This is a genomic window from Sulfurimonas indica, from assembly GCF_009192995.1.
Lineage (GTDB): Bacteria > Campylobacterota > Campylobacteria > Campylobacterales > Sulfurimonadaceae > Sulfurimonas > Sulfurimonas indica.
The window spans coordinates 14,487-30,590 of sequence record NZ_SDID01000006.1 but is presented as its reverse complement, the minus strand read 5'-3'; the positions used below and the strand labels follow the sequence as shown (position 1 = coordinate 30,590).

The window sequence follows — 16,104 nt, the reverse complement described above, 5'->3', positions numbered from 1 at the left end:
GGCACCTCTAAAAACTCTAGCCTTCTGAGGATGATTAGAGTTTTTAGAGGTGCCCTTAATCTATTTTCTAAAGAAAAGATTGATACAGAAGGATGTATGATTAGAGTAAGAGCTTAGTTGCAAAAGGAGTCTCTTATGCTAAACAGTTCTAAGATAAAAGCTGTTTTATGTGACATTGGTGGTGTTTTGTATGTTGGAGATAAGCCCATTGACGGTGCCATTGAAGCAGTGAATGCCATAAAACAAAAGTACCCCATCCGATTTTTAACTAACACAACCCAAAAAACTTCTTCTCAGGTTGTAGAAAAGCTTCAAAAGATGGGCTTTGATATAGATGCGCAAGAACTCATTACTGCTCTAGATATAACGAAGCGATTTTTGGAAAACGAGAAAAGTTCGGCAGAGTTTTTGTTGACAGAGGATGCAAAGAAGTTTTTTACTGATCTGCAGCAGTATCCTAAAAAATATGTTGTCGTGGGCGATGCACAGGAAAACTTCTCATACCAGAATCTTAATCGTGCTTTTCGTATGCTTATGGAAGATGCCCAGCTGGTTGCCATTGCAAAAAATCGCTATTTTAAAGATGCAGATAACAAATTGAGTATGGATGCTGGTTGTTTTGTAGCAGCTTTGGAGTATGGTGCTGCAAAAAGTTCACAGCTTTTGGGAAAACCAAGCCGTTCATTTTATCATTTGGCATGTGAAGATTTGGGAGTAAAACCGAATGAGTGCATGATGATAGGAGATGATATCGAAGGTGACATTCGGGGTGCACAGGAAGCCGGACTGCAGGCTGTACTGGTAAAAACAGGTAAGTTTAATTTGAAAGATCTGGACCTTGGAGTTCATCCTGATAGTGTTATAGACTCTATCGCTGATTTTCTAGAAGTTTAAAACCAACGATATTGTCAGATTATTTCAAAGAAGTTTTTTATTTAGTGAAGAGCTTTTCTAGCTCTGATGCATCTTTGAGATTTTGAATATTTGTAATTTTTAAGTTATCAAGAGTAACAACAACGATGCTCTCTTTATTCATTTCTTTTGTGAACTCTGCTGAGAGTTTGTCATCATTGATAAGAAGGATTGGGAATTTTAACTCTTTTAAGTCAGGTAAGATAAACATACTTTTGATAATTCCCGGTGCTGCACTGACATCTGCAACGTAAACAGCTTTATGTTCTGCTAGAAAATTGGCAGGTTTTGACTCTAAAAATTCATTACAAGCGTGTCCTGTCGGTTTTGAAAAAGAGAAGAAAACGATTTTTGTATCTGCCGCGATAGTTGCCGGTTTTTCATTTTGGTCTTTAAGTTTGATGTCTGTCAAACTTTTGCCTACTGCAAGTTTTGCCTCTACATTTTTGTTCTCTTCTGATTTTGAACTACATCCTAAAAAAAGCAGTGTAATTGCCAAGATAGCGATAATTTTTTTCATATTTTCTCCCGTATGATTCGATTTATGTAAGTCTACTAAAGTGTTGTTGAGATTATAATACGAATTATATTTACTTAACTCCTTTAATAGTTTCTAAAGTAAGCAATTTTATTGTAGAATTTGGATGAAAAAAATCAAAGGAGTACCATCATATGGCATGGGCAACAGCAAGACATATTTTAGTAGAGAGTGAAGCGAAGTGTAATGAGTTAAAAGAGGAGATAGAAAACGGAGCGGATTTTGGTGAGATTGCAAAACAGTACTCAACATGTCCATCTTCAAGAAACGGTGGTGATTTAGGTCAGTTTGGACCAGGACAGATGGTGCCTGAGTTTGACAAGGCGGTATTTAACGGAGATGTCGGTGTGGTTTATGGACCGATTCAGACACAGTTTGGTTATCATCTTTTAGAAGTAACTGCGAGAGGTTAAGGAAGTATCAATGGTAAAAGTAGCAGCGATTCAGATGAGTATGAGTGAAGATAAATCTGCAAATGTAAATAAGGCAAAAAGACTCGTGCGTGAGGCTGCTAAAAATGGTGCAAATATCATACTTTTACCGGAGCTTTTTGAAGGGCTTTACTTCTGTAAAGATATGGATGCAAAGTACTTTTCATGGGCTGCTCCTCTGAAAGATAACAGACTTATAAAAGAGTTTCAAACACTCTCACGTGAGCTTGGGGTTGTTTTATTGGTCTCTTATTTTGAAAAGGCCGATGCAGAGTATTTTAACTCACTTGTTGTTATCGATGCTGATGGTACATTGATGCAAAACTATCGAAAGACACATATTCCGGATGGTCCGGGTTATGAGGAGAAGTTCTACTTTAAACCGGGTGATACCGGCTTTCAAGTCTATGAGACAAAGTATGGGAAAATTGGCGTGGGAATATGCTGGGATCAGTGGTTTTGTGAAACTGCACGAGCATTGACACTGATGGGTGCAGAGATTATTTTTTATCCCACAGCCATCGGAAGTGAGCCGGAGATCCATCTGGACTCAAAAGAACACTGGCAAAGAGTACAGATGGGACATGCCGCGACAAATACGGTACCCGTCGTGGTAGCAAATCGTTATGGAGTGGAAGTGGGTGAGAGCTGTGAGCTTACTTTTTACGGTTCATCATTCATTACTGACTATACAGGTGCGAAAATAGCCGAAGCCTCACGTGACAAAGAGGAGATACTCTGCGCTGAATTTGACCTTGAAGAGAATGCAAAACAAAGAGAGTACTGGGGACTTCTGCGTGATAGAAGAAGTACTATGTATGCAAAGTTGTGTGAAGAATAATATCTTCCAAATCTTCTAGTTTTGCATGAGTGATATCTTGAAATTGTGAGCGGTTAAAGGTCTGTTGTCGTTTTGCAAGCTGAGCAGTATGGGTAGAGATGAGTTGGAGCATCTCTTCTTTGTCTATCTTTGCATCTAAAAAGTCCAATACTTCTACAATCCCGATGGCTTTCATAGCGTTTGGAACTCGTGTATATTTTTGTTCGAGATATGCCACTTCATCGATAAGTCCCATATCATACATCTGCTGCGTTCTTTTTGTAATACGCTTACGCAACACTTCACGCTCCACATCGATGTTGAAAATTGGCAAATCTTTTATAATCGGCTTGGCAGGATTTTTTGAAAACCACTCACTAGGTGTCATTCCTGATGCTTCTAAGATAAGCAGTGCTTTTTCGATGCGGTAGCGATCATTGGATGCTATTTTTTGCATATATGCTGCATCTTTTGTAAGTAACGCTTCATAACTACGTGTGAGATTTTGGAGCTTTTCTTTGACACGCTCCTGCGTGAGCTTTGTAATCTCTGGAAGAGGAGAGAGCCCATCGAGCAGAGATTTCAAATAAAATGAGGTACCACCGACAATGATGAGGTTTTTATCATCTTCTTTACATTTTCGTACAACATCATGGTAGAGCCGTATAAAAATCTCCACACTAAAGTGCTCATTTGGCCAGAGTTCATCAATACCAAAATGCTTTATCTCACGCAGCTCCTCTTTAGAGGGTTTTGCGGCAACGATATCTATCTCTTTATAGATACTGAGTGAATCGATAGAGAGAATGTAAGCATCTATCTCTTTAGCGATTTTGATGGCTAGATCACTTTTTCCCGAAGCAGTAGGACCGATGAGTGCTAGTTGTTTCATAAGCGGATTATAACACAAGTTCAAACTCTGCATAGAGAGGATTATGGTCAGAGATATCTTTTGTATCAATGGCTTCTGCACGGAGAACTTTGATACCACGATAGTAGATATGGTCAATCTCTTGAGAGAAGATACGTTTTATATGGTGTGGATTTTCAGGCTCAAGTTTCTCTAAAGAGAGCTCTTTTTGAAATGCTTGCAGAAGTGCAAATCGTTTTTTGCTCCAGTTGTTAAAGTCCCCTGCAACAATGAGTGCGCCGTCAAGTTTTGCAATAGTGGTGGTTATTTTCTTTAATTCATCAGCAAAAATTTTATGGCTTACAAAATTAATAGCGTGTAGATTGACAATGTGAAGCGTTTTATTACTGCAGATTTGATGTTTGGTGATAAGCAGACTTTTATGTGTGATAAAACCAAGCTCTTTTTTTGTCGTGCGTCTGTTTTGAATCGCTTCAAGTGCAAAGTTTGTGGCAGTACAGACACCGTAGCAGTGATGTTTTGTCTCTATATTTGCAGCAAGAAAGTAGGCGTGTTTATGGAAGAAAAAAGTTGATTTTTTCGGGTATTTTACCTCTTGGAAAAGTAAAATATCACTCGGATAACTCTGCATCAATGCATGAAATTTTTTCTCAAAAGCCTCTGTTTGGTTCTCTTTATGTAGATTCCAGACTAACAGAGAGAATCTGCAAGCAAGAGGCTTTTTTGCATGGAGTGTGTTTTGAAGAGAGGTTCTTGTTGCAAACATTGTTAGAGTATCGGCGAAGTCAGTCTTGCCAGACGTGTGATGAGTTTAAATGCAAAAGGCATTTTCTCTATATCAGCCATTTTAACTTCAGATGCGTGTTTAAAATCATCTTCAAACATTTTCTTTACCTCTTGTGTAAACTCCTTATTTGCGATAAGAGCTGTGATTTCAAAATTAAGGCGAAGTGAACGGTTATCAAGATTTGCTGTACTGACAGCTGCGTGAGAGTCATCTAAGAGCATTGCTTTTTGATGTAAAAAACCATCTCTGTATCGAAAAATCTTCACACCTGTAGAACTTACTGTCTCAAAATAGGTAAAAGAAGCAAGATAGATAAGCAGGTTATCCGCTTTTTGTGGAATCAGGATGCGAACATCCACACCGCGAAGTCCTGCCAGCTGTAAGGCTTTTATGATAGCACCATCAGGTACGAAGTAGGGGCTCGATATCCAGATGCGCTCTTTTGCAGCATTAATGGCCTGCAGGAACATCAGCGAAGCAGTCTCTATCTCATCAGCAGGAGAAGAGGGGATAATAAGAACTTTTTTATCTGCGTTTGTTGCAGGTCTTGGTATCCATTGCAATTCATTAATGAGGTATTCTGCGGCCCAAAACCAGTCTTCGATAAATGTCTTTTGAATGGCAATGGCTGATGGACCTGTGATTTTTATATGGGTATCTCGCCAGTGTCCAAATCTTTTACTTTTAGAGAGATACTCATCACCGATATTATGCCCACCAGTCCAAGCAGATTCACCATCAACGACGACGATTTTTCTGTGGTTTCGAAAGTTGATTTGAAATCTGTTTTTTATTCCTTTTTGTGTATTAAAAGTATAGACCTCGATGCCAATACGGCGCATTGTCTCAATGTACTCATCTGAGAGTTGATAGCTGCCTATCTCATCATATAAGAAGTAGATATTTACTCCTTCTTTTGCTTTTGTGACAAGAGCTTCTTGGATCTGTACACCAAGTGTATCATCACGAACGATGTAAAATTCAAGAAGTATATAACTTTTTGCTTTTTCAATGCCTTGTAAAATACTTTGAAATGTTACTTCTCCATCGATGAGCAGCTCAACATCATTTGCATGAAGATAGGGCATTTTTGCCAGTTTTTGGGAGGCTTTTTCCAAAAATCCAAGAGATTCTTTAGCGGGTCTGTAGCTTTGTAGATGGGTGACAATTTTATGAAGTTTATTACTTACGAGTTTTTCAGCCTCTTTTCTGGCTGTGGTGTAGCCGTTGAACTTGCTTCTGCCAAAAAGCCAGTAAAGAGGTACGGCAATATAGGGAAATGTAAGTAGTGAGATAACCCATGCGATGGCACCTTGAGAGGTTCTTACCGTCATAACGGCATTGAGTGCAGAGATGATACCCAGCAGATGAAAAAATGCTAAAACATAGAGTATCATCGGTAACATTGCTACTACTTTTTACTTTCTTGAACTATTTGGGCATCTTCTGTTGTTTCAGTAAGAAGTTTTGGCTCTTGCGATGGCTGTATATTACCGCTGAGTGCTTTGATGAGTTCACTCTCTTGCTCTTTAGCGAGTTTACCGCTGGCAACGGTATCGATGATTTTTTCAGCGATACGCATACGTGTCATATTCTCCTGCTGATGAAAATATTTGTTAAGGTTGTCCTGGTAGGCTCGAAGCTGGTCATCATGTTTGCGCTTGAAGTAGAGATAGACAAAGTAGCTGATGATGACTAAAAGTAAGAAAAGTATCAATAGAAGATAGCGTTTTATCTCCATCGAATCAGCCCGCTCCAAGTCACGCAGTTTTGCCTCAAAGGACTCTTTTTTAGCTTCAGCTTCGAGTTTTATCTTCTCTAAAAGTTGCTCTTTTTCCAGTTTTGCCAAAGTTGTCTGTGACTCAATTTTAGCAAGTTCCTGCTCTTTTTGTGCATCTATTTTTTTGAGTTGCACCTCTTTGGCAGCGGCTATTTTTTCTTCAAAAGCTTTTTTCTCTTGGAGTTTTTTTGCAGCTATCTCTTCGGGAGATTCACCAAAGTTACATGCACTAAGAAAAAGTGTTAGCAGGAGTAAAGATATAAGTTTCATTTTTGCCTCAATTAAGGTTGTCTGTGAGATATTTTACTAAAATTTTTGTTAATTTACTTTGTAGTATAATTAGCCTAAAAAGAACTCTATATATATAAAAGAAGTTGCATGAAGCAGTATAACTACATCTACGATACACAGGATGCTTTTTTGAAGTATATTGATTCTCTTGCAATAGAGAAAGACTCCAGTACTGTTCTCATTCAACTTTTTAGCTCGCAAACATACAAACAGATACAAAACAATTTAACAGAGATCCTTGAAGTACTGCCTCACGCAACACTTATCGGGACATCTACTGCAGGTGAGATTATTGCAGGGAAGATGATCAACAGAAGTACTGTTTTAAGTATTTCCGTATTCCAAAAGAGTAAAATAAATGCTTTTTATGCCATAGAAAAAGACTCTTATAAATTAGGTCTTACACTCTCAAAAAAAGTTTTTCATAAAGATACAAAATGTGTTATCAGTTTTTTGGATGGACTTGGGCATAATGGTCAGGAGTATCTTCTTGGCTTAAATTCTATGAACTTTAACAAGGCTGTCATCGCCGGTGGTATGGCAGCAGATATGCTGGACTTTCAAAAGACATATACGATTTTTGGCAATAAAATATTTTCCGGCGGCGCTGTTTGTGTTGCTTTAGAAGGAGAAGATTTAGAAGTACTGCAGGATTATAATCTTGGTTGGCATGCAGTCGGTCCTACCTTTGTCATAACAAAATCTGAAGGTGCCAGAGTCTATGAGATAGATAACCGTCCTATAAAAGATATATATGCAGAGGTATTAGGAGAGTTTGCAGTTGAGAATATGCCGGCTTCAACCATAGAGTTTCCGTTGATTTTAGAAAATGATGATATGCTCATAGCACGCTCAATGCTGAGTGTTGCAGAGGATGGCAGTATATTGTATGGTGGTAATATTGAAGAGGGTTCTGTTGTACGCTTTGGAATCGGAAGCAGAACACTTGTTAATCAGTACAATCCAAAAGAGCAGCTCAAAGCATCAGAAGCGCTGCAGGCATGTTTTATCTACTCCTGTATAGCAAGAAAGATGTTTTTAGAAAAGGATTTGGAAAAAACTTTCCGCGTTATTGAAAATACGGCGCCAACAAGTGGTTTTTTTACTTACGGGGAGTTTTTCTTTTACAAGCAGCAGACAAAACTGCTCAATATTACGACAACTTTGCTTTTTTTACGTGAAAAAGGGACACAAATACTGCCACATCACCCGGTAGGCAAAGATAATATCTACAATGCATCCAAGACAGACAGTGCACTCTTTAATCTCATAGAGTATGTGACAAGAGAGTTAAAAGAGCAGGAGAGAGGTTTTCGAGCCTCTAAGTTCAAACTTGATGAGTTTTTAAAAGCACTCGAGAGTAGTGTCATCATCTCTCGTACAGATACAGATGGAATCATTACCTATGTGAATGAACAGTTTGAAAAAATAAGTGGCTATACACGGGATGAACTTTTAGGTAAAGCACATAGTATCATACGTGATCCGAATGTTCCCGATACCCTTTTTGCACAAATGTGGGAGACCATTACAAAAGGGGAGATTTGGAAAGGAGAGTTTTCCAACAGAGCCAAAGATGGGTCTGTCTATCATGTAAAATGTTCCATTATTCCGATTCATGATGAAAACAGTAATGTCATAGAGTATATGGCTATTCGTGAAGATGTTACTTCTTTGGTCGAGAGTAGAAAAAAAGCAGAAGAAGCAGGTGCTGCACAGGCGATGTTCTTGGCCAACATGAGTCATGAGATTCGTACTCCTATGAATGGTATTTTGGGTTTTTCCGAACTTCTTGCAAAAACAGACCTTGATGCAACACAGGAAAAATATGTCAAAGTCATTGGAAGCTCAACCAAGATACTGCTTGAGATTGTTAATGACATCCTGGACTCTTCAAAGATAACAAATAAAAAAATCGTTCTTGAAAAAGTTCATATCAATCCGTTCGAAGAGTTTATGACGACATATGAGCTTCTTAAAACAGTCGCACAGGAGAAGTCTATAAACTATACAATTGAAATTGATGGGAAGATTTCAAAATGCATCTTAAGTGATGCGATGCGACTGCGACAGATAAAAATAAATCTGCTTTCAAATGCCATCAAGTTTACACCCAAATTTGGTGAGGTCGCATTTAAGGTCTCTTTGATAAAAACAGAAAAAAAGAAGCAAACCCTCCGTTTTAGTGTTGAAGACAGCGGTATCGGGATTCCAAAATCCAAGATAAAAGAGATATTTAAACCTTTCTCACAGGCAGATGCATCGACGACAAGAAAGTTTGGAGGTACTGGTCTGGGTCTTAGTATCAGTTCTGATCTGATCAAGGCTTTTAACAGTGAGCTTAAAGTGACATCGCAAGAGGGAAAAGGAAGTAAGTTCTACTTTGAGATGACTTTTGATCTGTGTGAAGAAAGGGAGCTAGAAGATACACAGTTTGTAGAAGAGAATGTTTGTCAAAAAGATGAAGATTGTGACAGACTACACTTGAAGGTTTTAGTAGCAGAAGATTATGAGGTTAACCGTATGCTTATTGAGTCTATATTTCAAAAGTATAAAAATATTACGCTTGATTTTGCTGTTAATGGTAGAGATGCTCTTGATAAACTCAAAGAGCAGAAATATGACCTTATCTTGATGGATATCAATATGCCGGTACTCAATGGCATCGATGCAACAAAATATGTGCGAGAGAATCTTCATTTAGATATACCTATTGTTGCATTGACGGCAAATGCTCTTGAAGGTGACAAAGAGAAGTTCTTACAATGCGGTATGAATGATTATTTGAGTAAACCTATTGATGTGACTGCTTTGGAAAATATTTTATGTAAATACTCAAAAACAGACAATGAGATGGGTCTGCTTTTAATTGAAGAAATTTTAGAGAGTTTAAAGAGTAAAATAGGCTTGAGAGAAGCGGTCTCTGTAAAACTTTTACGTACATTTTTAGAGAGCCTCAAAGAGGAAGTTCCAGAACTTGAAGAGGCCATCAAACTAAAAAATATAACACAGATATATAAAATCGTCCATAAGTTAAAAGGAGCTGCGAGTGCACTCTATATCAGTGATATTTCTGAACTTATGAGTGGTATTGAGAAAGATGCAGAGATGAAAATTCTAAGAGATTATGAGCTTGAAATTGATCAGATGTATATGTATATCAAAACTTTAGAGAATGGTCTGTCAAATATCATCTAAGTTTAAATCACTTTTTGATAAGATATAACATAAACACAAAATATGGGGTGGAATTTGCAAAGACTGATACAAAAAGCAAAAGATTTTAACGAACTAGTCATGTTTGAACACTCTATATTTTCACTGCCGTTTATTTTCATCGCTATGGTTGTTGCAGCAGATGGATGGTTTGGTTTTGGACTGCTCATTTTAGGTGTTTTAGCAGCACTGAGTGCTCGAAACTTCGCAATGGGTGTGAACCGTTATGCTGACAGGGACATAGATGCAAAAAACCCTCGTACTGCAACGCGACCAAATGTAGATGGGCGCCTGGATGCAGTGAGCATGATGATATTTATAGTTGTTAATGCACTCATTTTTATTGCTGTTGCCTATCTGATAAACTCTTTGGCCTTTGCACTCTCTCTGCCTATACTCTTGGTACTTGCATCATACTCTTATTTTAAACGTTTCTCTTCTTTGGCACATGTTGTTTTGGGGCTTGCCCTTGGTCTTGCACCGATTGCCGGTGTTGTAGCCGTGAGTGCTACGATTGAGCTTTGGTCTGTTTTACTCTCTTTGGGAGTGATTTTTTGGGTAGCTGGATTTGATCTGCTTTACTCTTTGCAAGATATCGATTTTGACAAAGACAATAATCTCTACTCCATTCCCTCGCGTTACGGAGCAGAGGCTACACTCTTCATCTCGGCACTCTTTCATGCTTTGGCAGTTCTTTTTTGGATTTTATTTGTTTGGGCAGCTGACCTTGGCTTTTTCGCTTATGTAGCAGCATTTGGAAGTGGATTTGTTCTATTGTATGAGCAGCAGTTGGTACGACGTGATTTTACGCAAATTGACAGAGCATTTTTTACAGTAAATGGCTACTTGGGCATTGCCTTTTTTCTACTGATAATAATTGATAGGATAGTCTCATGAGTCAACCTCGTTTAGTCCCAGCACCGATAAGTATTGCATTCTCAGAGGCTTCACTGGATAAGGAGGCATATGAGAGAGAGTTTCAACAGCTCAGTGAGAGTGATGATGACCCAATAAGCCAGTGGCTAAAACTTGCAAAAGCAAGAGGTGATACGGCTGAGACAGATCCTGTGCTTTTAAATCTTGTCGTAGAATTACATAGAAAGATAGACGCGTTAGAGGCATTTTTGAAAAATGAGACACCAAAACGGGTCTCCCTCACGCAGGAAGTGGAGATTGAATCCATTGGGTTTGAGCATTTCAAACTTAAAGAGCCACTGCTGCAAGCCGGGAAGATCTACTATGGGCGTGTAGCGATGCCTGTACACCCTAAACGTGATGTCGGACTCTTTTTTAAAGCGTTAGATTCACAACTGGCAGAGACAGTCCGTATGCATGAGAGAGATGAGAAAGAGTGGGCGGCTTATATGACAGCACGTGAGAGAATTTTAATTCGTCAGGCAAGAGAGAAAAAACAGTGAACTTAGAAAATTTTCAATTTAATATTGAGTATATTATTGTCATTATGGCGGGAGTTATTCTTTACCTGCTCTATTATGTCTACTCAAAAGATTCCGACTACTCACGTAATATCCGCTCAGTCGCTTCTGTGGTAGAAGATCTAAACAGAGAGATATTTTACTTAAAACGTGAGCTTAAAGAGACAGAATCTGCTATCAAAAAAGCACCATCGCGTATGAGTGATGATGAGATTTATCAAGAGATAGAACGCAGTGTCTATGATATGGTCCAACCGCTTTCACTTGCACTCAAACAGATACAAAATAACATTGAGAGCATTGAAGTAGAGATAGAGTCCCGCATCGCACAATTAGAGAGTGGCGTGAAGCAGATTAGCATTCCTTCTTCTATTCATGGCAATGATGATGAAAAAATTATCTCCTTGTTTCAACAGGGGGTATCGATTGATACAATCGCAAAAGAGTTACATATTTCAAAGCCCGAAGTTGAGTTTGTTTTAAAAATCAACAAAATAAAGTAGATTGATGGGTGCAGACAGACAGCTTTTTACACTTGTAAGTATCCTGATAGGACTCAGTATCATCCTCTCTTATACACTCACGACTTATACGGTACTGCTTTTTGGCGTCAATGAGTTTCACTTTGTCATCCGCCAATCCATTTTTGCATTTTTGGGTATTGGTATCATTTATACTCTTTCACAACTTAATCCGGACAAGTGGCTCAAACCTATCGGTTTTACGCTCTTTTTTGGCTCTTTGATTTTAATGATAGCGATGCCGTTTTTACCTGAGACGATAGTGAGTGAGGTAGGAGGTGCAAAGCGGTGGATAAAGATCGCAGGTTTCTCTTTGGCACCTGTTGAGTTTTTCAAGGTCGGTTTTGTCTATTTTCTTGCATGGAGTTTCTCACGCAAGTTAGGGCATCATGATGGTATGGGACTCAAAAATGAGTTTAAACGATTTCTGCCTTATGCGGTTATCTTTATTATGGCGATGTTTATCATTGCCTTTTTACAAAAAGATTTGGGACAGGTCGTTGTTTTAGGTGCAACCTTGCTTTTTATGCTTATCTTTGCAGGAAGCAGTTTTCGTTTTTTCCTTACTATCTTGGGTGGGATTTTCAGCGCAGTTGTTGTCTTTATACTAACAGCCGAGCATCGAATCTTGCGTATAAAATCATGGTGGTCGATAGCGCAAAACTCTGTTTTGGAACTCTTGCCGGATGCCATAGCAGATAAATTGCGTGTACCTGTTGAAGTAGAACCCTATCAGATAGGAAACTCGCTCAATGCCATTCATAACGGTGGCTTTTTCGGTACGGGTCTTGCAAACGGAACATTTAAACTTGGATTTTTGTCAGAGGTGCATACGGACTTTGTCTTAGCAGGTCTTGCAGAAGAGTTTGGTTTTGTCGGGCTTTTATTCGTTGTCGTGGTATTTATGTGGATGCTACAGCGAATTTTTAAAGTAGCCAATCGTGTGGAAGATACAAGTCTATACCTTTTTAGCATAGGAATAGGACTTACTTTGGCATTTTCGTTTTTGGTAAATGCCTATGGAATCAGTGGCATCACACCCATTAAAGGGATCTCAGTTCCATTTCTTTCCTATGGGGGTTCTGCTATGCTTGGTGCTTCCTTTGGAGTTGGGATGGTGTTGATGGCTTCCAAAAAAGCAGATATGAGTTAGAGGCTACGATATGAAATTATGTGTAACAGGCGGTGGAACAGGCGGGCATTTGATGATAGCAGAGGCGATTGTAGAAGCTGCTGTAGCTGAGGGGCATGAGTGCATCTTTATCGGTTCAAAAAAAGGGCAGGATAGAAAATATTTTGAACACGGCAGCTCATTTTCGCATGTCTATTTTTTAGATACGACAGGAGTTGTCAATCAAAAAGGGCTTGGAAAATTAAAGGCACTCTATAAAATATTAAAAGCACTTCTTAGCTCACGCAAGATACTCAAAAAACATAAAGTAGATGCCGTTTACAGTGTAGGTGGTTTCTCTGCTGCACCTGCCTCTTTTGCGGCACTTACACTTTATAAACCTCTTTTTATTCATGAACAAAATGCAGTTACAGGACGACTTAACGGACTGCTAAAAAGATATGCAAGAAGTTTTGTTTCTGCTTATGATAAAGAGTCTCCAATCAAAGGTTATCCTGTCAAATCGGTTTTTTATAAAACGGCACACTTGCGCCAGCAGTTGCGTACCATCATCTTTTTAGGTGGAAGCCACGGAGCAAAAGCTATCAATGATTTGGCTTTGAGTATTGCTTGGAAGCTGAAAAAAAGAGGTATTGCTATCATTCATCAAGCGGGTGAAGCTGATTTTGAGAGGGTAAAAGAAGAGTATGAAACACTTGGAGTTGAGGCAGAACTCTACGGCTTTACAAAAGAGTTGCCATCTCTTATAAACAGAGCAGATATGGCAGTCTCACGCAGCGGAGCTTCAACACTTTGGGAACTAACAACGAATGGTTGTCCTGCTCTTTATGTTCCATACCCGTATGCAGCAAGAGATCATCAATACGACAATGCAAAGTTCATTGTCGATAACAATATGGGCTGGTGTGAGCGAGAAGGCGAAGGGCTCAAAAGCAAACTGCTCTCCATCATCAAAGAGCCACAGCTTAAAGAAAAGAGCCAAAAACTTTTAGAGTACGCACAAAAAGATGTGGCTCAAAAGATGATAAAAGATGTAGAAGCGAAGATACAATAGTTAGGTATAATACTTATAAAAGAACTCAAAAGAGGCAAAGATATGGATAAAAAAATTTTAGCTACACTGACAACGCTTAAAGAACGTCTGCGTGAGGATGGATTTATCATTGATGGTATTTTTGGTTCTTTTGCACGTAATGAAGCGACATCGCTAAGTGATTTAGATATTTTGTATCATCTTGAGAGACCTTTTTTTGAAAAATATGAAGGCTTTAGCGGTTTTAAGCGTCTTGATGAAATTAAAGAGTATATCTCAAGTAAAACTGCAAAAAAAATAGACTTGGCACCAAAAAACAATCTTTCAAAAACTGCGCAAAAATATATTTTGGATGAAGTAATATATGTCTAATCGTTCGCAACAGGCAAAGATTGATTTTATTGTAGAGATGATTGAAAATATTGAGATTATCACATCTCGGCATAAAGGTATTGTCAAAGCTTTAGAAGATGTGGAAGGATGGATTGCAATACTTATGGGTTTATCGCAAATAGGTGAAACTCTGAAAAAGTTTGATGATACAGTTATTGAAAAATATGATTTGAAAAAAGACAGAGATGGTGCTTACTATACGCGTAATTATATTGTACACGATTATGAAGGTGTCGATTTAGGATTTGTTGAGAGTATTGTAAGAGATTATTTGCCAAAACTGAGAGAAAAACTTGCACACATTTAATAAAAATCAAAATATTATGCTTCTTATCAAGGAAAAAACCAAGTGATCCATGAACTTGCACAACAACTTGTTGATCTGATATTTGACTGGGGGTATTTGGGGATATTTATCATGATGGCGATTGAGTCTAGTTTTATCCCTTTTCCTTCTGAAATAGTTTTGGTTCCGGCAGGATATCTGGCCAGTTGTGGGGATATGAGCATCTCTTACATTATGATGAGTGCTATTTCTGGAAGTTTGGTCGGGGCATTTGTGAACTACTATCTTGCCTTTACACTCGGGCGTAAATTTTTACTGCGATATGGCAAATATTTTTTTATCTCCCCGGAGGTACTGGAGAAGATGGAGAGCTATTTTAAAAAACATGGGCATATCTCCACTTTTTCAGGCAGGCTTATTCCGGGTATTCGTCAGCTTATCTCCATTCCCGCCGGACTCGCAAAGATGAATCTTTTAGAGTTTAGTGTCTTTACAACACTGGGTGCTGGTATCTGGGCTTTGATACTGACACTTTTAGGGTATTATATCGGTGAAAATCAGGAACTTATAAAAGAGTACTTAAAAGAGATAACTACTCTTGTTGTTGTGTTACTCATAATCATAGGCGCGCTATACTATCGTTATCAAAAAAAGAGAGAGTCAAAGTGATAAAAGAAAATATGAACTATATGTTTGAAGCCGGTTTTTTAGGAACACGTGCACCGTTTTTTATGGATGTGGTGACACTTATCGTTGCTTGTTTGCCTCTACTTGTTTATGTGGCGGTTTTGTTTGCAAAGAGTAAAAAGTACAAACTCCATACACTTTTACAAAATGTTATCTTTGTTTTTTCTGTTGTTGTCATTACTTACTTTGAGCTTGGTGTACGAGTAGGTGGAGGTTTTAAGGCATTTATCGTTGATAGTGGAGTTTCTCACACATATGCTTCAGTTGTTTTGGGTGTTCATATTTTGATAGCAACCATTACTTTCTTTTACTGGATACTCATTATGATTCGCGCAAATTATGAGTTTGTAAAAAAGCTCATCCCAGGACGAGCTTCCAATGCCCATAAAATCTTGGCAATCAAGACATTCACAGGCATTGTCTTTACATCATTTAGCGGTATTTGGGTTTATCTGCTATTATTCGTCTATTAGAAATTCAAGGAGTCAACTATGTTAGAACTTGGTCAAAAAGCACCGGATTTTTGTCTGCCAAATCAGGATGATGTCGAGATTTGTCTGCGTGATTTAAAAGGAAAGTGGGTAGTGCTCTATTTTTACCCAAAAGACAATACTCCTGGATGTACAATCGAAGCATGTGAATTTACAGAAGCTGCACCGGATTTTTCATCACTTGATGCTGTGATTTTAGGTGTGAGTGCAGACTCTACCAAAAAACACAGAAACTTCATCGAGAAGAAAAATCTAGGTATTACACTGCTCAGTGATGAATCAACTGAGATGATGCAAAAGTATGGTGTGTGGCAGCTGAAAAAAAATTACGGCCGTGAATATATGGGTATCGTTCGCTCAACATTCATAATAGACCCAGAGGGTGTAGTACGTGTTAAATGGGAAAAAGTTCGTGTGAAAGGGCATGTAGAAGCTGTTAAAGAGAAGCTTAGTGAGTTGAAAAACGCATAAACTAAAAA

The 16,104-nt window shown here is 38.4% G+C and carries 19 protein-coding genes; 14 read left to right on the top strand and 5 right to left on the bottom strand.

What is annotated here, in order from left to right; all coding sequences use genetic code 11:
* The first annotated feature begins 135 nt into the window (after nucleotides 1-135).
* The gene (locus ES948_RS03910) at nucleotides 136-894 is read left to right on the top strand and encodes a TIGR01458 family HAD-type hydrolase (RefSeq protein ID WP_152183636.1); all 759 of its coding nucleotides are present in this window, start codon (nucleotides 136-138) and stop codon (nucleotides 892-894) included.
* A 37-nt stretch (nucleotides 895-931) separates the two neighbouring features.
* Here the strand turns inward: ES948_RS03910 and ES948_RS03905 are convergent, their stop codons facing one another.
* A complete protein-coding gene (locus ES948_RS03905) occupies nucleotides 932-1,432 on the bottom strand; it encodes a hypothetical protein (RefSeq protein ID WP_152183635.1) in 501 nt (166 codons plus the stop codon).
* Nucleotides 1,433-1,584: 152 nt separating this feature from the next.
* Here ES948_RS03905 and ES948_RS03900 point away from each other — a divergent pair, with 152 nt between their 5' ends.
* Both ES948_RS03900 and aguB read left to right on the top strand, forming a co-directional pair.
* Nucleotides 1,585-1,863, top strand: a complete 279-nt coding sequence (locus tag ES948_RS03900) for a peptidylprolyl isomerase (RefSeq protein WP_152183634.1) — start codon at nucleotides 1,585-1,587, stop codon at nucleotides 1,861-1,863.
* A gap of 10 nt (nucleotides 1,864-1,873) precedes the next feature.
* Complete coding sequence (gene aguB, locus ES948_RS03895; RefSeq protein ID WP_152183633.1) at nucleotides 1,874-2,722, top strand: N-carbamoylputrescine amidase; 849 nt, start codon at nucleotides 1,874-1,876, stop codon at nucleotides 2,720-2,722.
* Here the strand turns inward: aguB and miaA are convergent.
* The 4 genes from miaA to ES948_RS03875 are packed head-to-tail and all read right to left on the bottom strand — an operon-like array spanning nucleotide 2,694 to nucleotide 6,409.
* Nucleotides 2,694-3,593, bottom strand: coding sequence for a tRNA (adenosine(37)-N6)-dimethylallyltransferase MiaA (gene miaA, locus ES948_RS03890; RefSeq protein ID WP_152183632.1), 900 nt, complete (start codon nucleotides 3,591-3,593; stop codon nucleotides 2,694-2,696). The two genes, aguB and miaA, sit on opposite strands and share 29 nt — an antisense overlap.
* Nucleotides 3,594-3,600: 7 nt before the next feature.
* The gene (locus tag ES948_RS03885; protein WP_152183631.1) at nucleotides 3,601-4,338 is read right to left on the bottom strand and encodes an endonuclease/exonuclease/phosphatase family protein; all 738 of its coding nucleotides are present in this window, start codon (nucleotides 4,336-4,338) and stop codon (nucleotides 3,601-3,603) included.
* A gap of 2 nt (nucleotides 4,339-4,340) precedes the next feature.
* On the bottom strand, nucleotides 4,341-5,765 hold the full coding sequence (gene cls / locus ES948_RS03880; protein WP_246153816.1) for a cardiolipin synthase: 1,425 nt from the start codon (nucleotides 5,763-5,765) through the stop codon (nucleotides 4,341-4,343).
* A gap of 5 nt (nucleotides 5,766-5,770) precedes the next feature.
* Nucleotides 5,771-6,409 carry a hypothetical protein gene (locus tag ES948_RS03875; protein WP_152183630.1) on the bottom strand — a complete coding sequence of 213 codons (639 nt, stop codon included), beginning with the start codon at nucleotides 6,407-6,409 and terminating at the stop codon, nucleotides 5,771-5,773.
* Between the two features lie 108 nt (nucleotides 6,410-6,517).
* On the opposite strand from ES948_RS03875, the gene ES948_RS03870 reads away from it, so the two are divergent.
* From ES948_RS03870 to bcp, 11 genes are read left to right on the top strand one after another with little or no spacing between them, the layout of a single operon-like run.
* Nucleotides 6,518-9,628 (top strand): FIST N-terminal domain-containing protein, encoded by a 3,111-nt coding sequence (locus tag ES948_RS03870; protein ID WP_152183629.1) that lies wholly within the window; start codon nucleotides 6,518-6,520, stop codon nucleotides 9,626-9,628.
* A 54-nt stretch (nucleotides 9,629-9,682) separates the two neighbouring features.
* Complete coding sequence (gene mqnP, locus ES948_RS03865; RefSeq protein WP_152183628.1) at nucleotides 9,683-10,543, top strand: menaquinone biosynthesis prenyltransferase MqnP; 861 nt, start codon at nucleotides 9,683-9,685, stop codon at nucleotides 10,541-10,543.
* The gene (locus ES948_RS03860; RefSeq protein ID WP_152183627.1) at nucleotides 10,540-11,064 is read left to right on the top strand and encodes a hypothetical protein; all 525 of its coding nucleotides are present in this window, start codon (nucleotides 10,540-10,542) and stop codon (nucleotides 11,062-11,064) included. The genes mqnP and ES948_RS03860 overlap by 4 nt, the downstream gene beginning before the upstream one ends.
* Entirely contained in the window at nucleotides 11,061-11,585 is a 525-nt protein-coding gene (locus ES948_RS03855; protein ID WP_188109446.1) for a DUF6115 domain-containing protein, read from the top strand. Before ES948_RS03860 ends, ES948_RS03855 begins: the two co-directional genes overlap by 4 nt.
* Nucleotides 11,586-11,589: 4 nt before the next feature.
* Entirely contained in the window at nucleotides 11,590-12,756 is a 1,167-nt protein-coding gene (locus ES948_RS03850) for an FtsW/RodA/SpoVE family cell cycle protein (RefSeq protein ID WP_152183626.1), read from the top strand.
* Between the two features lie 10 nt (nucleotides 12,757-12,766).
* A complete protein-coding gene (gene murG / locus ES948_RS03845) occupies nucleotides 12,767-13,789 on the top strand; it encodes an undecaprenyldiphospho-muramoylpentapeptide beta-N-acetylglucosaminyltransferase (RefSeq protein ID WP_152183625.1) in 1,023 nt (340 codons plus the stop codon).
* Between the two features lie 42 nt (nucleotides 13,790-13,831).
* On the top strand, nucleotides 13,832-14,140 hold the full coding sequence (locus ES948_RS03840) for a nucleotidyltransferase family protein (RefSeq protein ID WP_152183624.1): 309 nt from the start codon (nucleotides 13,832-13,834) through the stop codon (nucleotides 14,138-14,140).
* Nucleotides 14,133-14,468, top strand: a complete 336-nt coding sequence (locus tag ES948_RS03835) for a HepT-like ribonuclease domain-containing protein (RefSeq protein WP_152183623.1) — start codon at nucleotides 14,133-14,135, stop codon at nucleotides 14,466-14,468. The genes ES948_RS03840 and ES948_RS03835 overlap by 8 nt, the downstream gene beginning before the upstream one ends.
* A gap of 42 nt (nucleotides 14,469-14,510) precedes the next feature.
* Nucleotides 14,511-15,116 carry a DedA family protein gene (locus ES948_RS03830; protein ID WP_152183622.1) on the top strand — a complete coding sequence of 202 codons (606 nt, stop codon included), beginning with the start codon at nucleotides 14,511-14,513 and terminating at the stop codon, nucleotides 15,114-15,116.
* Nucleotides 15,113-15,607, top strand: coding sequence for a DUF420 domain-containing protein (locus tag ES948_RS03825; protein WP_246153815.1), 495 nt, complete (start codon nucleotides 15,113-15,115; stop codon nucleotides 15,605-15,607). Before ES948_RS03830 ends, ES948_RS03825 begins: the two co-directional genes overlap by 4 nt.
* Nucleotides 15,608-15,625: 18 nt before the next feature.
* Nucleotides 15,626-16,096, top strand: coding sequence for a thioredoxin-dependent thiol peroxidase (gene bcp / locus ES948_RS03820; RefSeq protein ID WP_152183621.1), 471 nt, complete (start codon nucleotides 15,626-15,628; stop codon nucleotides 16,094-16,096).
* The last annotated feature ends 8 nt before the right edge of the window (nucleotides 16,097-16,104 follow it).